Raw genomic sequence first — 12,300 nt, 5'->3', positions numbered from 1 at the left:
CCGCGCAGGAGGTCGAGTCATGACAACAGGCCACCAGCAACAGTCAGAACTGTTCCTGATATGAAGGCGGCCTCGGGGGAGGCGAGCCACACGACAGCCTCGGCGACATCTACCGGCTCGGCGATACGGCCAAGAGGTGTCATTGCAGCGACCGTAGCGGGCCGCTCGGGATTGCCCTCGCGCGCGTGCAGATCGGTATTCGTGGTGCCAACACGAATTGCCGAAACGCGAATGCCCAAAGGCCTCAGTTCTTTGCCTGCCCCGATTGTCAACGTTTCAACTGCACCTTTCGACGCGGCGTAGTGCACGTATTCTCCTGGCGACCCAAGGATTGCGGCAACAGAGGACATGTTGACAATCACTCCGCCAACGCCGCCTTGGTCGGTCCGCATGCGTCTCGCTGCCTCCTGGAGGCAAAACACAGTGCCGAGAACGTTCGTAGCAAATGCCGCGGTCAGGGCCTCTTCGGAGACCTCGGTTACAGCGGCACTTCCGCCAATGATACCAGCATTGTTCACAAGGCATGTAAGCGGACCGAATGTGCGATCACAGGCGTCGAACATCGCGAGCACCTCAGCACGGACGGCTACGTTCGCGCTGACCGCGAAAGCTCCGGCACCAACGCCTCTACATCGAGCCACGGTTTCAGCGGCACCGGCATCATCACGATGATAATTCGCGCATACATCGTAACCAGCCTTGGCAAATGCCAACGCAGTTGCAGCGCCGATACCCTTGCTGGCGCCTGTAACGAGAACGAAGGGTCGATTAGCCATAACAGAACGTTACACTCGGCTGCCTGACTTGCCAGAGCAATCAGAGGCACTCACGAACAGCAGGGCTGTCTGTATGGGTGACCAACACGGTTTTGGCCCCCCCGAATGTCGGCTCTTTGTTCGATGTCCCGCGCAGCTCGCAGGCGCAGAGAACGTCTGCTTTCCGCCCTTCTTGTCGGAGCCGCTGCGCCGTGACGGACGACCGGATCATGTCCGCTTCGGGCTGCCTGCAGACACTCTCGACCGCCACCGGTAACGCTCGCTCAGCAAGTCAAAAGCCGACAAAATTTGAGGTGCGGGTAACGACTCCCTAAGCGGCCAGGTTGGCAACAAGAGCATCGAAGGCCGTGTGGAAGATATTCTAGGCGGCGGATTTGGCGCCGATCTTCTCCTCGGCGGCGAAAAGGCAGATGTGATCTCAAGCGAAACCGGCGCCGGTACCATCGACGAAGGTGCAGGCGATAACACGATCAGAGGCGGGGCTGGGTTGGACTTCATCCTCGCAGAAGCGGGCAACGACACGGCGGCCGGCAGACTCCACAACGAGAGCATAGTGGGCGGACTGGGAGACGACAGCCTCGTCGGAGGCGGTCGCAACGACGTTCTCTCCAGCGACGATACCGTCGGAGGCGGCGATGGAGACGATACGATCTCCGGTGGAACGGTCGACGATGTCCAGGCTGGTGGCTCGGGAGACGATCTCATGTCCCGAGGCCTTGAGCACGACAGGCTCTCTTTAGCCCGGCAACCGGTTCAGAGACCGATCAGGTATCGGAGTTCCGGATTGGCCTGGACGTGGTGATGTTCTCGAGCGCCGGCGCCTGAACGGGGGGGCGTTCGACGACCTAGAGTGCACCAATACGGCTGACGGAACGCTTGTGCAGCATGTCAAGCGGACGATCCTGATCGAGGGTGTGAACCGTGACGAGCTGACGGCGGACAGTTTCTCGTTCTTCTGATTGAACCAAGGGCGGCGGGACGAAATTCTGGTCGCCGCCCTTCCACGCGTACTCACGACGTGGCTTGAACGATCAATTCAAGAACTTCCCACCCCGACCACGCCTTTGCCATCGTCGTGTCTGAAATTGCCGGAAGGGTGCACCCATTGGCGCTCCGGAGGTCTCCAGACTATGCGAATTCAGCATCGGCAGGTCGAGCACATTCGGCCTCGGCTCCAACGCAGAGAGCTACGACATGGGGGGCACCGCAAGCGTCCACTCTGGCAACGTCTGATGGTTCTTTCTGTCGCGGTCGTGCTAGCGTCAGTGATTACAGACGATCCTGGTCGCTGGATCGCGTCTGAAGCCGCGGCACCTTTCCCGAGCAATGAGGCGGACGGATCACCGCGTGTCACGGTACTCCGCGGGGGCGATGCGTTTCAAAGCAGCTCAAGCTCACGCGGTGGAAGCGCCTGGCGTGGTCAGCGAGTTATGGGCCCTGACGACAATGACGTGTTCCCCGGCCGCCTCGTCGAAGGGCGGTTCACACACATCCGGGACGGCGACACCATCGAGATCAACGGCATTCCGGTTCGGTTGGCCAAGCTGGATTGCGCGGAAATGGGGACTTCGCAGGGCGCGGTGGCCAAGCGGCGCATGCTTCAGCTGGCAGCTCGTCAGAGCGGATCATGCACCCTGACCGGCAGGCGCAGCTACGACCGGTGGATCGGCGAATGTAGCCTGCAGGACGGGCGAGATGTCGGTGATGTGATGCTGCAGGAGGGCGTTTGCGCAAGGTACTGAAGGTACCCAAAGCTTGCTGGCCGAAATCACGACGCCGTTCCGAAGAGGAACACCCGTTTGGCGGCTGCGCCAGCTATAGCATGCCGCCGCGAAAGCCCGCCTGCTTCCATGTGATCCTATTGTCTTCATCCTCGGTCCAGCAGATCAGTCGATTTCCCGAGGCAATCAGTAAGGCGTAGCTCCGCTCGAAGCATACCAGCCGCCCTTGCGGATCTCCGTCTAGCTGTACGACGCCAATATTCTGATTGGCGAATTGTCTCTCGGTCAACGGCAGCTGCTCGAAGCTGCGAGTTGCCTCATCGTAGCGACTTTGCAGGAATCTCAGGAGCTCCGCTGGCTCGAAGCCTCGCCGCTCAACAAGGGAACGCGCCACAGTTGCATCGAGGCCAACCGGGATATCTCTTTCCAAGAAGGCAGCGTCAGCTCCAGGAATGTCAGTGCAACCGGCGGTGACCGAAAGAAGCCCAACGATCAGCGATGTGCTCGTTCTATAAGGCATTGACCGGCGTCTCTTCGATAGTGGCTTCTGACTAGAGCTTACACACGAACGGCGTTGCGAGGAACTCCCGGCTCACTGGGTTCAGAAACTCGCCCCTCGATACCCCGGAGACGTACGAGGCCGAGTGCGGCCACGAAGCTGAGTTTGGAGTTGCGGCGACCAAGTTGGTGCAGCCTCTGATGCTCGGAAACCTCTGCATCATCGAACGCGGCGGCGGCGGGTACGGCCGAGACCTGGGCATCCTGTTCGGTCGTGACGGCGAAGATGTGCGCGAGCCATTAATGCGTGCGGGTCTCGCTCAGGCGTCAAAGAACGCGGACTGGTGTCGCTAGACGGTAGAAAGGTCGGGAGATCCTGAAACACACCAACGCCACCCAGAGGAGCTGAGGCACCGTTGACCCCTTGACATGCGAACCGGATCTCCCTGCTGACAACGCTATCCAAGATCCACGCGCGCTCAACGGCCGATGTATCTGTTGAGCGTCAACAGTCTGTTCGTGTGGCTCTCAGACAATCATCGCGACGAGACCCGTGCACGAACCGACCACCGTCAGAACAAGCAAAACCATCACCGCCGCGCCAGGCGCGCCCCAGCGCTCATCTTCATCTTCATCGGGTTCGTGATGTTTGTCGTCGTACATAGCAGACAGGCACATCCGCTGGCTTGAGGTGTCGGTGTTCAAACAAGAAATCTGCAACGAGCACAGCGATACAGTGACAGGTCAGCAGGTCGCGTCAAGCGAGCGCACGCGAGACATTGTGACCTACTCACGGTTGCCTAATTTTGCATCTCGCAAGTAGCTTCGAACCGCGTCGGAAGGAGCTGTGTCGTGGAGAAGACCTCAAACGACATCAACAGGATTTTCGGGACCAACCTCCGGCAACTCATCGACGAGTAACACAGCGGAAACGTATCCCACGTCTCTCGCGAGATGCCCATGAACCGAACCCAGCTGAACCGCTATCTCGCCTCTGCGGCGTGGCCTCGACCGGATGCTCTGGATCGGATCTGCCAATACTTCGGGGTAGATGCCCGAGTGTTGCTGGAGCCCTTGGACGATATCAGAGACGCAAGACGTGATGTCCCCCACGGATGACAGGCGCAGATATGTACCCGCGCCTGCAGACTTAATTTCTCGCAGAAATCAGAGCGCACGGATGCCAGGGTCGGCCCGACTGTTGCAACTCTTGTCGGCTTGAAGGAAAGGCTCGCTTACTACTCCGCGGCGATCAACCGGAAGCGAGCGTCGGTGCCTTCACTGATCATGGTGCCGTTCCTCCGGAAGTGACCGTGCCTCTGCAGACTTGTCTGGATCACGGCGAGAGACTGCGAGAGTTCCTCCGCCTCAAATGATCCGGCGCGCTCAACGGGGTAGTCGAGTTCTCCACGCGCGAGCGCACTGGAGCACCCGGCCAAGCGCTCAATCGGTCGTGAAATCACGCTGTTCACCTTGCCGAGCATCGCGAGTATGCAGGCCGCCGCAGTGACGAACCCAAGGACATCCCAGTTCCAAGGGTGCTCGCTCGTGGCCGACTGACCTTGTAGCGGCACCCGCACAATCAAGCTCCAGCCCATGTCCGGAACCGCAGTGCTGGTAATCCTCGAAATGGTCGCAGAGGCGAAGCTGGGTCCATCCTCCCGATCAGCGTTGATGCCCCGATCCTGTCCCAGGCCGAGAGCCATCAGCTCGGCTTCGGACGGCATGAAGTCAAACTGCTTCGCCGCGCTGGCAAGCACGCTACCGTCTCTGCTTACGACCAGCGCGTCCGCGTCGAGTGCAACTGCTGTCTCCTGAATGAAGCCATCAACCCAAGCCATGTCGATGCGGTAGACAGCTACGCCGACCGGTGCTCCGTCAGCATCGAGAACAGGGCGGGACAAGTTGATGAAGCCGTCGCCCTCATGCCCGGACGGTTGGAATACCGATCCGGCGCTCTCCCCGCGCAAGCCCTCCCGGAACCATCGGCGCTCGCTGACGTCCTCACCCTCGCGCACCGCGTTCGAGCCCGCGACGATAAGGCCAGACGGATCGGCAACGCCGGCCCATGCAACGCTCACGCTCGCGTCAGGAACGGCGTCAACGAAGCTGCGCATGGACTCGTAGTCGCTTGTTTCAATCTTCTCGGAGACTGCGCGGATGCTCTCCCACTCCCGATCAAGGGCCTTGGAGAAGGTCAACGAAACGGCGCGTGCTGCTCTCAGCGCGTTATCTTCTTGGGCTTGGCGGCTTACTTCGTGCGCATGCTGCTGCGTGAAGTGCAGGACCATCAGGACGGCGATGCCGAGACACAAAGCATTCCAAAACGTGAGAACCACGGACAAACGCGGGCGGTGCGTGCTCAAGTTCATCATTTGCTCCTGATCGCTACGTGCAGCACAAGATGTTCTGCTGACACGACCAGTCGATTAATCAGGGAAAATGACGTAATTGCGGCGCACGTTTCAATTTTCCCCGTTCAGGAGCGTTCTGTGTGAGCGCCATTCTCGCCGAAGATGCGCGCGGTTGCAGCGAGCCTCAAGCTGCGAAGTGCATGGGCACCGGCTCTACCAAGATGCTGAAGATGATGCTGCGCCGTGCTGAATTTCTTCAGCAGCGCACAGGAGGGCCTAGCTGGAAAGATTGACGGCACCAAGCGGTTGCCCTTTGCCGGTGTCCCGTGAGCGGGTGAGATGGGCTCGCCCGAGACCTTCGCTGCATGAACCTCGAAATCGAGTATTGAAGCCGGCTTCAAACTACAACCGAATTCTGACCACGGTATTGGCGCAGCCGAGACCGCGACGTCCAATCAGACCAGGCGCTTTGCGCGGCGCAGGGGGCGCGTTCGGGCTTCGCGTGTGAACGCTTTTCGGGTATCCCGTTCGCTATGGGGGAAATGCGCCTCTACAACCGGGCCGGCTACCGGCTCTTTCTCGACGCCGGCGAACGTGCCGCGATCCTGGCCGTCGCGCGGCGCGCCTGCGCGCGTGACCGGACGTTGATCGAGACGTTGCTCTTCACCGGCTGTCGCGCCTCGGAGCTCGTCGAGATCACGCCGGCTCAGGTCGATCTCGAGGGCCATACCGTCACGCTGCGCAGCCTGAAGAAGCGCGCCGATGCCAGCGGGCGCTTGGGGCATGTCTTTCGCAGCGTTCCGGTGCCACCGGACTACCTCGACACGCTCAACACCGCGCACGATCTCCGCGCCGCACAGCGATCGGTACGGCGAGCGAGCTCGCCGATCTGGCCCATCGGCCGCGGCCGGCTGTGGCAGATCGTTAAGCGGATCTTGATCGAGGCCGGCGTGCCCGATGCGCCGCAGCGCAGTCCCAAGGGGTTCCGGCATGGGTTCGGCGTACACGCCATCGTCACTGGCGTGCCCCTCCACATGCTCCAGAAATGGATGGGCCACGCCCAGCTCAGCACCACCGCGATCTACGCCGACGCCGTTGGCAAGGGGGAGCAGGACATCGTGGCCAGGATGTGGGGGTAGGGGCCACGTATCTGAGACGGATCGAACGCGACGCCAACCGTCATCGGTTCTACCGTATCGAGATCGTTCGCGGTCTTTTCGGTGACTGGGATCTCGTTCGGGAATGGGGCCGGATTGGCCAGGCCGGACGGGTCCGGATCGACTGGCACGCGACCGAAGCCGCCGCCGAGGACGCACGGTTCGCGCTGCACATGGCGAAAGCGAAGCGCGGCTACCAGTAGCATTCTGAAAGAGGGCGGCGGCTCGTGGTCACGGCGTTGTCGGTCCACTCTCGTCGGACATGAAGGTCACGGGTCCGATCGCGCGGATCGTTCGCTGCGCCGCTGCGAGGGCGTCGAGATCGGATGCGAACTCCTCCATCCAGACGTGAGATCCGCCGAGCTCGTCCACGACTTCCAGCGCCCAGGTGGCATCACCCTTCAGCTGGTAAATGAAGACGTCGAAGACGAAACCATTGATGTAGATCGCCTGCGACACGCTCGAGTCGACCACCTCGGGATCATTACCCATCTCCAAACCTTTCCGCTGTGCACTGCGTTGCCCTTCGGTCTCTGCTGCGCTTCATCGTCCGTCTCCTCTGTCGAGGAACAGACTAACCTCAGAGTGGGGAGGTTTCAGGGGAGCAGGTCACCGGCAGCTGGCAAGGACACGTGAAAGTCGAACTGCCGAGGGGTCGGGGCAATGTCCAGACGGATTTATCGCGCGGTGCTGAGCGATCGCGACGCAGCGCTGCTGCAGAGCGCTACAAGTGATGCGCCGCGGGATTGAGTGGGCGTCCGCTGCGGCTGGGATGAGCGTCCTTATTTGTAACTTTCGTCTTTCGCTCAGCGCTGCTGCAGAGCAGGTTCAGGAAGTGGGTACAATCGAAACGCAATCCTGAGCGATAAATCCGAGCGCCATGCACACAAATCAGATGCTGGGGCGGCGCGCCCATTTTTCGATGATCTTCTGGACAAGCTCGTGCATGTCGTCTGCGATGATGTCTGGCACCGGCACGCCGGAGGCAAGAAGTTCGGCATTTCCCGGACGCTTGACGAATGCGCTTGTGCACCCGGCCGCTTGTGCGCCAAGCGTGTCCCAGAAGTGGCAGGCCACCAAACACATATCCGACATCTCCACCCCGAGCTGCTCGGCCACGAGCCGGTAGGTTTTAGGCGCAGGTTTGAAATATCCAACGTCGTTCACGCTGAATGACCGTTCAAAATACCTAGCAAGGTTTGTTCGTTCGAGCGCAGTCGGAGAAGGACCCGGTGGTGAGTTGGTCAGCGTCACCAGCCGAAATCCCTCCGCCTGCAACCGCTCAAGGGCTGGCGCCACGTCAGGATGCGCGGGCATCGTTCCAATCCGCTCCTTCAGCTCATCGACATCGTCCTCTGTCACGACATGGCCTGACGTTTCACCAACCATCCGCAGCGTACCGGCCGCGAGATCGCTGAAGTGCGTATAAATCTCCGACAGCGTCAGCGCTTCGGAATAGAGGATAAGCTGGGCGAACCATTCCCGCATGACCGCGGCATCACCAAAGACGCGATCGAAGAGCGGCTCAAGGGTCGTGAGATCGAGCAACGTCTCGTTGACGTCGAAGACAAGGATCGAAGGGTGACGTCGGTCTGGCACGATGTCTGCTCCCGGAACCGGTGGACTAATGTCGACTATCGAGAGGGGATCGCTGAGGCCGCGTCACGAGTGGTGCTTGCCGCGGCCTCGCGGAGACCGGCAATCTCCTCAGCCATGTCGTCAGCCAGCACCTGGAGCTCGACGGCTCCAAGCCCTCGCTGGACTTCGATCTTCAACGCGATGAGCTTGGTCTGGTAGAGGCGCGCCATACGATCGGGATCGTGCCCTGCAATCTCACCGGCGGCGACGGCGGCTACAAAGAGGTCTCGGAATTCGTCCCGGAGCGCGTCGAGGTAACGACGGGCCTCTGCGCCCGCTGTGCTTTGCTCGGCGGAGAGCTCAAGGACGGTCTTTACCAGCATGCAGGCCCGGCCGGTGTCGGAGCACCGTCCGGCGTGCCGTACATGCGCCACAAGCCCCTCAAGTGGTGACGACGCTTGCTCGGCAAGAGCCCGGACCCGGCGCTGTTCAGCCTCGAAATACCGATGAAGCGTTTCCTGGAACAAAGCCTCCTTGCTGGTGAAGGCTGCGTAGATGCTCCCTGGTTTCATCGAGAGCGCAGTCTCCAGATCCTTGAGGGAGGTTGCGTGGAATCCCTTGCGCCAGAAGAGATCCAAGGCGGCATTTAGAGCGACGTCACGGTCATATGGGCGGGCACGCGTCATGGACAGCAACATAAGGCGCGGAAGCAACGGTGTGCGAGCATCGAAAGTTCAGGTCAGGTCACCATTGAGTGATTGCTCAAATTGAGTCCTTGAGCAATCACTCAAACGTCCGATGTTCGGCGCAGGACCAGATGGGTTCGCCCCGAAGAGAAAGGACAGACGCCATGACCGATTTTCCGCTACACGACACCGAAAGCGCGCCGGAGCAGAGCAAGCCGCTCCTGCAAAAATCACAGGAGAGCTTCGGCATGATCCCGAGCCTGCACGCCGTCATGGCCGAGGCGCCGGGACTGCTGGAAGGGTACCAGGTCCTGCACGAGCTCTTCCAGAACACGAGTTTCGACAAAGACGAGATCACCGTGGTCTGGCAATCCATCAACGTCGAGCACGCTTGCCACTATTGCGTCCCGGCCCACACCGGCATCGCCAAGTCGATGGGCGTCAGCGACGAGATCACCGACGCGTTGCGCAACGAGACGCCGCTGCCGAACGATCGGCTCGAAGTGCTGCGCACGTTCACGCTCAGCGTTGTGCGCGAGCGCGGGAACGTCGACCAAGCGGCCGTCGAGACGTTCCTGAAGATCGGCTTTACCAAACGCCAGGTTCTCGAGGTGGTTCTCGGCGTGTCGCAGAAGGTGATGTCAAACTACGTTAACCACATCGCCGAGACGCCGATCGACAAGCCATTCCAGAAATTCGAGTGGTCCAGGGCGGCCTGACGATCAGAACATGTGCTGTCTGACCGGCACATCAGACACGATAAGCGCCTGCTCGGTCCTTGGATTTTCGGGCAGGCGTTTAGACGCTCGCTGTTGCCTAGAAGCAAGGAAGCGACCAAGCTTTCTCTACTCCCTGCGAGCTTCACCAGTGGTTATGAAGTTTAGTATATCGCGATTTAGCTACGCGTTTACCTGGTCACATCGACATCGGACGCGTACAGCTGTGCATTCATCTGCGCGGCCTCGTTTGGAATTATGGCAAAAGCGGGACTTGCAGTTCATGCAGCTTACAAGAGCTGCCATTGTGCTTGGCACAGGGTCAGGCTAAGCCGGCTCGGCGCCCGCGTGGGCCCTTCAGTCGTGACACCATCGGCCTCGGCTGGAGAACTGCAGACGCAACCGCTGTTAGTATCAGATATCTACCGACTCTGCGATATTCAGTGCATCCTTAAGTTGGACGCCAAAATACCGGTAACTACTGCTCGATGCGGCAGCCGCATGGAAATGCAGACGCTCGCAGTCGCAACAATCAGGACGGTTAGCTGCCGTACACGCCCTTATAATTTGATATCTTAAAGCGTAACAATATTGGCCGCACTCGCACAACACCAACTGGACGGTCTCAAACTCAAACCGTCCGATGAATTAATTCTTCATCCTATCAGTTTGCCGACCCAGACTGCGCAAAAGCCGATACACAACCAAGGACCGAACGCCACTCGTGTGTCGCGCCTTGCGCCCATCGCTTGTACATATATCAGCGCCATTAGCGTTGCCACGAGCAACACCCACGCCAATCCCGCCAGCCCGACCCAGGCGCCCGCCGCGCCGAAAAGCTTCGCGTCGCCAAGACCGAGCCCCTCGTATCCTCGCAGCCGATAGAACGCCGCGCCCACACCCCAGAACAGACCGTACCCAGCCGCTGCCGCCAGCAGCGATTCGAAAAGATCACCTGCCGGTGACGCAATCGCCACAATGAGACCGAAAACGCCGATCGGTATCGTCCCGGCATCCGGAAGCCTATGCGTGAGGACATCCGTCAGGGCGAGTGCTGCCAAGATCACCAGCAGCGGGACGGTCGCGAAAACTTCGACACTCATACATCGACCATCAGAATGTTTCTTCGTGCCTGTGAAACTTTCCCACCAAGAGCTCCGTGCATGGTACGTCGCACGTACAGTTGCGCATGACAGGTAAAGTATGAGTGCTGTTGTATCACGCAAAAATACTACGGGGAGTCGAACGGAATGAGAACAAATCTGAAACTCGGCCAAGGCGCGTTGGTCGCCACTTTGGTCGCAGCGGCGTGCGGGGCGCAGGCCTCGTCGCACCGCGAAGCTCCCGGCATCACGGAGAGCCCCAAGGTCGATGCGACAGACTTCTACATGTTCCGCAGCTATCAGGCGGCACGTGAGGACTTCGTGACTATTATCGCTAACTACCAGCCGCTACAGGCTCCCTACGGTGGTCCGAATTACTTCACCATGGATTCGGATGCTATCTACGAGATCCACATCGACAACGATGGCGACGCGATCGAGGATCTGACTTTCCAATTCGATTTCGACAACGCCCTTGGCGCCGATGGCAATGGCATCGCTCTTACTATCGGCGACGAAACCGTCGCGATCCCGCTGAAAACGGCTGGTTCGATTACCGGCGACGACGGTGACCCGCTGAACGAGATCGAGACGTATAGCCTTGATGTCATCCGGGGCGACCGCCGCAGCGGCGACGCGGAGCCCATCGTCGGCCTCGACGGTCGGCGCACTTTCGTCAAGCCGCTCGACAACATCGGCACCAAGACAATCCCCGACTACGAGGCCTATGCCGACCAGTACATCTACAAGGTCGACATACCCGGCTGCGAGATGCAGGGGCGGGTCTTTGCCGGTCAGCGGGCCGAAGCCTTCGCTGTGAACCTAGGCGAAATCTTCGATCTCGTGAACCTCGTGCCGCTTGAGGGGGCTATCGAGAACAGTCGCGAGAACGACGATCTGATCGACCGTTTCAACGTCACCTCGCTGGCGCTCGAGCTGCCGATCTCGTGTGTCATCGGCGACGGAAACGGCGTCATCGGCGGCTGGACGACGTCGAGCCTTCCGCAAGCCGAGATCGAGGATCCCTCGCCGACGTACGAAGGCACGTCCGTCCATGGCGGGGCCTGGGTGCAACAGTCGCGCCTGTCCGCTCCGCTCGTGAACGAGGTGGTCATCGGACTGCCCGACAAGGACCTCTTTAACGCAGCCGAGCCAACTCAGGATAGTGCGCTGGCCACCTACGTGACCAACCCGACCTTGCCGGCGCTCATCGACATCCTATTCCGCGACGCGCTTGGTGCCCCAGGCAACATCGCGCCGTCGAACCTGCCGCGTCAGGATCTCGTGACCGCGTTCCTGACCGGGTTTCCGGGATTGAACCAGCAGGCCACCGTCACGCCGTCCGAGATGATGCGGCTCAACACCGCCGTGCCGCCGACGCCGCGCCAGCAGCAAAGCAATTTCGGTGTTGTGGGTGAAGATCTCGCCGGCTTCCCGAACGGCCGCCGTCCCGGCGACGATGTCGTCGACATCGCGCTGCGCGTGGTTATGGGGGCACTGTGCCACCCGGTGCCGCTCGGCGCCGAGCTTGGCGTCGAAGGCGCCGAGGAAGACACCGAGAGCGATCTGGTCAATCTCGGGCTCTGTGCCCCGGGCGACGCGCCGGTCGGCGACCAGCCGTTCATCGACGGCGCTCCGGTCAGTGCTCTCGACGTAGGTGGGCAGTTCCCGTATTTGCGCGCGCCGCTTCCCGGTGCCGGCGGCTGATCTG

14 protein-coding genes and 1 pseudogene are annotated in these 12,300 nt (G+C 60.5%); 8 read left to right on the top strand and 7 right to left on the bottom strand.

From position 1 onward, the window contains the following. Positions 1–17: 17 nt before the first annotated feature. Entirely contained in the window at positions 18–776 is a 759-nt protein-coding gene (locus ROJ8625_RS01995; protein WP_085790165.1) for an SDR family oxidoreductase, read from the bottom strand. A gap of 349 nt (positions 777–1,125) precedes the next feature. Between ROJ8625_RS01995 and ROJ8625_RS21555 the strand changes: the two genes are divergently transcribed. The 3 genes and pseudogenes from ROJ8625_RS21555 to ROJ8625_RS21550 all read left to right on the top strand — a co-directional run. Beyond that, positions 1,126–1,578, top strand: coding sequence for a calcium-binding protein (locus ROJ8625_RS21555; RefSeq protein ID WP_143535018.1), 453 nt, complete (start codon positions 1,126–1,128; stop codon positions 1,576–1,578). Positions 1,579–2,206: 628 nt separating this feature from the next. After that, positions 2,207–2,518, top strand: a complete 312-nt coding sequence (locus tag ROJ8625_RS01985; protein ID WP_085790163.1) for a thermonuclease family protein — start codon at positions 2,207–2,209, stop codon at positions 2,516–2,518. A 603-nt stretch (positions 2,519–3,121) separates the two neighbouring features. Next, positions 3,122–3,349: pseudogene (locus ROJ8625_RS21550) on the top strand (thermonuclease family protein); the annotation flags it as partial. Positions 3,350–3,523: 174 nt separating this feature from the next. On the opposite strand, the gene ROJ8625_RS20895 reads toward ROJ8625_RS21550, so the two are convergent. Together ROJ8625_RS20895 and ROJ8625_RS01975 are read right to left on the bottom strand one after the other, a co-directional pair. Next, the gene (locus ROJ8625_RS20895; RefSeq protein ID WP_159456703.1) at positions 3,524–3,700 is read right to left on the bottom strand and encodes a hypothetical protein; all 177 of its coding nucleotides are present in this window, start codon (positions 3,698–3,700) and stop codon (positions 3,524–3,526) included. A gap of 533 nt (positions 3,701–4,233) precedes the next feature. Next, positions 4,234–5,367 (bottom strand): HAMP domain-containing protein, encoded by a 1,134-nt coding sequence (locus ROJ8625_RS01975; RefSeq protein WP_159456702.1) that lies wholly within the window; start codon positions 5,365–5,367, stop codon positions 4,234–4,236. Between the two features lie 122 nt (positions 5,368–5,489). On the opposite strand from ROJ8625_RS01975, the gene ROJ8625_RS20890 reads away from it, so the two are divergent. From ROJ8625_RS20890 to ROJ8625_RS01965, 3 genes are all read left to right on the top strand, one after another. Continuing rightward, positions 5,490–5,642 carry a hypothetical protein gene (locus ROJ8625_RS20890; RefSeq protein WP_159456701.1) on the top strand — a complete coding sequence of 51 codons (153 nt, stop codon included), beginning with the start codon at positions 5,490–5,492 and terminating at the stop codon, positions 5,640–5,642. A gap of 249 nt (positions 5,643–5,891) precedes the next feature. Continuing rightward, positions 5,892–6,488 (top strand): tyrosine-type recombinase/integrase, encoded by a 597-nt coding sequence (locus ROJ8625_RS01970; protein ID WP_234984141.1) that lies wholly within the window; start codon positions 5,892–5,894, stop codon positions 6,486–6,488. Beyond that, positions 6,479–6,709 (top strand): WGR domain-containing protein, encoded by a 231-nt coding sequence (locus tag ROJ8625_RS01965; RefSeq protein ID WP_085790159.1) that lies wholly within the window; start codon positions 6,479–6,481, stop codon positions 6,707–6,709. Before ROJ8625_RS01970 ends, ROJ8625_RS01965 begins: the two co-directional genes overlap by 10 nt. A gap of 28 nt (positions 6,710–6,737) precedes the next feature. On the opposite strand, the gene ROJ8625_RS01960 is transcribed toward ROJ8625_RS01965, so the two are convergent. The 3 genes from ROJ8625_RS01960 to ROJ8625_RS01950 form a co-directional block, all read right to left on the bottom strand. Then, the gene (locus ROJ8625_RS01960) at positions 6,738–6,998 is read right to left on the bottom strand and encodes a hypothetical protein (RefSeq protein ID WP_085790158.1); all 261 of its coding nucleotides are present in this window, start codon (positions 6,996–6,998) and stop codon (positions 6,738–6,740) included. 399 nt (positions 6,999–7,397) lie between these two features. Beyond that, positions 7,398–8,105 carry a haloacid dehalogenase type II gene (locus ROJ8625_RS01955; protein ID WP_085790157.1) on the bottom strand — a complete coding sequence of 236 codons (708 nt, stop codon included), beginning with the start codon at positions 8,103–8,105 and terminating at the stop codon, positions 7,398–7,400. Between the two features lie 35 nt (positions 8,106–8,140). Then, positions 8,141–8,722, bottom strand: coding sequence for a TetR/AcrR family transcriptional regulator (locus ROJ8625_RS01950; RefSeq protein WP_234984140.1), 582 nt, complete (start codon positions 8,720–8,722; stop codon positions 8,141–8,143). Between the two features lie 212 nt (positions 8,723–8,934). Here ROJ8625_RS01950 and ROJ8625_RS01945 point away from each other — a divergent pair, with 212 nt between their 5' ends. Further along, the gene (locus tag ROJ8625_RS01945) at positions 8,935–9,489 is read left to right on the top strand and encodes a carboxymuconolactone decarboxylase family protein (RefSeq protein ID WP_085790156.1); all 555 of its coding nucleotides are present in this window, start codon (positions 8,935–8,937) and stop codon (positions 9,487–9,489) included. A gap of 653 nt (positions 9,490–10,142) precedes the next feature. Here ROJ8625_RS01945 and ROJ8625_RS01940 read toward each other — a convergent pair. Further along, the gene (locus ROJ8625_RS01940; protein ID WP_085790155.1) at positions 10,143–10,589 is read right to left on the bottom strand and encodes a prepilin peptidase; all 447 of its coding nucleotides are present in this window, start codon (positions 10,587–10,589) and stop codon (positions 10,143–10,145) included. 147 nt (positions 10,590–10,736) lie between these two features. Here ROJ8625_RS01940 and ROJ8625_RS01935 point away from each other — a divergent pair, with 147 nt between their 5' ends. Continuing rightward, complete coding sequence (locus tag ROJ8625_RS01935; RefSeq protein ID WP_085790154.1) at positions 10,737–12,296, top strand: DUF4331 domain-containing protein; 1,560 nt, start codon at positions 10,737–10,739, stop codon at positions 12,294–12,296. The last annotated feature ends 4 nt before the right edge of the window (positions 12,297–12,300 follow it).

The organism is Roseivivax jejudonensis, from assembly GCF_900172265.1.
Taxonomy (GTDB): domain Bacteria; phylum Pseudomonadota; class Alphaproteobacteria; order Rhodobacterales; family Rhodobacteraceae; genus Roseivivax; species Roseivivax jejudonensis.
This window is presented reverse-complemented; position numbering and strand designations above follow the sequence as displayed.

Excerpts from the sequence above, each read along its gene's own strand:
- ROJ8625_RS01995 (WP_085790165.1), bottom strand. The coding sequence starts at position 776 with ATGGCTAATCGACCCTTCGTTCTCGTTACAGGCGCCAGCAAGGGTATC.
- ROJ8625_RS01960 (WP_085790158.1), bottom strand. The coding sequence starts at position 6,998 with ATGGGTAATGATCCCGAGGTGGTCGACTCGAGCGTGTCGCAGGCGATC.
- ROJ8625_RS01945 (WP_085790156.1), top strand. The coding sequence starts at position 8,935 with ATGACCGATTTTCCGCTACACGACACCGAAAGCGCGCCGGAGCAGAGC.
- ROJ8625_RS01970 (WP_234984141.1), top strand. The coding sequence starts at position 5,892 with ATGCGCCTCTACAACCGGGCCGGCTACCGGCTCTTTCTCGACGCCGGC.
- ROJ8625_RS01975 (WP_159456702.1), bottom strand. The coding sequence starts at position 5,367 with ATGAACTTGAGCACGCACCGCCCGCGTTTGTCCGTGGTTCTCACGTTT.
- ROJ8625_RS01935 (WP_085790154.1), top strand. The coding sequence starts at position 10,737 with ATGAGAACAAATCTGAAACTCGGCCAAGGCGCGTTGGTCGCCACTTTG.
- ROJ8625_RS01985 (WP_085790163.1), top strand. The coding sequence starts at position 2,207 with ATGGGCCCTGACGACAATGACGTGTTCCCCGGCCGCCTCGTCGAAGGG.
- ROJ8625_RS01940 (WP_085790155.1), bottom strand. The coding sequence starts at position 10,589 with ATGAGTGTCGAAGTTTTCGCGACCGTCCCGCTGCTGGTGATCTTGGCA.